Below are 1,181 nucleotides of genomic sequence, written 5' to 3'. Positions count from 1 at the left end.
CAAACATATGTTACACAAGGTGCTTCTAAATGGGCATGCTTATGTCTTAGCGTCTAGCCCTCAAATTCTTTACTTTTGTCAAAGAGGAAAGCGGAGCGATCCTTGACAAAAGTAAAGAATTTGAGATCATTAAGAAAGACTAAGCAGGCTTGTTCCTAAAGTATTCGCGTACTACTTCATTGGGACTCTTAAAATTTAAAACCTTTCGATGGATATTATTGCCTCGGTTCACATATCGACGATGTGCTTTCTTCAATTCTTGCACACTCTTAAATTCTCGACGATTGTAGAATCGTTCCCCATCTTCTCGGTGACTTCTTTCAACTATGCCGTTCTGCCATGGAGAATAGGGACGGGTCTTGAGATACTCTATCTCCTTACTCTCTAATATCTCCTCAAAGATGGTTAGTTTATCGGTAACATCTGGATCATTGGTAAATTCACGCCCATTATCTGTTTGAACCTTCGTGATATCAAAGCCTAGACACGCTTCTAACTCTAATAAAAATAAAGCGGTATTGGTGACCGTTTTTTCATCCACAATCTCACAGTAGCGTTTGCGCGAATACTCATCGATCGCTGTGATTTGATAATAACGAATGCCTTTCGAATCAAACTTAAGACAATGCATGGGCACATATTTGATATCGATTTGTACCTTTTCGCCTGGATAAGTTACTTGGGTCGGTTTCCATCTAGACTTGGGATATTTTTTCTTAGCATCCGCTACGCTCTTATTCCAACCCTGCTCACGAATCTGTTTGCACATACTATCATAACTACGTGAATAACCTTCACGCTGACATTGAACATAAACTTCCGCGAGCCCTTCATGACCATAGCGTTGATATTTTGCTTTAATTATTTGTAGTTCGTTATCGGTATGCTGATTAGGGTGTGAGTGAGGACGTCGTGATTGATTTCTTATACTCTCCCAACTTCCGTCATATCGATCACGCCAACGTTTTACATTTTGTCGAGACGTATGATAACGCCGAGCTGCTGCTGCATTATTATCATGTTCGATGGCATACTCTACAATTCTTTTTCTTAATCGCATTTCTTCTGTTATAATATTTTTCATGGGAGCTTCCTTTCGCTAAGTTGTTTGTATATCTTTAGTGTAACAGAAGCTCCCTATTTTTATTTGTTTTATGTCACATATGTATTATCGTCTAACA

Annotated in this window: 1 protein-coding gene; it reads right to left on the bottom strand. The window is 39.0% G+C overall.

Going from position 1 to position 1,181, the window contains the following annotated elements:
• Positions 1-139: 139 nt before the first annotated feature.
• Positions 140-1,084 (bottom strand): DDE-type integrase/transposase/recombinase, encoded by a 945-nt coding sequence (locus tag ACQV2O_RS08575; protein WP_428874605.1) that lies wholly within the window; start codon positions 1,082-1,084, stop codon positions 140-142.
• Positions 1,085-1,181: the final 97 nt, after the last annotated feature.

It is taken from the genome of Facklamia sp. P13055, from assembly GCF_050409445.1.
Classification (GTDB): domain Bacteria; phylum Bacillota; class Bacilli; order Lactobacillales; family Aerococcaceae; genus Facklamia.
The sequence above is the reverse complement of the archived record's forward strand: the minus strand, read 5'-3'. Positions and strand labels throughout refer to the sequence as shown.

What these genes read in the sequence shown, in the direction of transcription:
- ACQV2O_RS08575 (WP_428874605.1), bottom strand. Translation starts at nt 1,084, where the DNA reads ATGAAAAATATTATAACAGAAGAAATGCGATTAAGAAAAAGAATTGTA.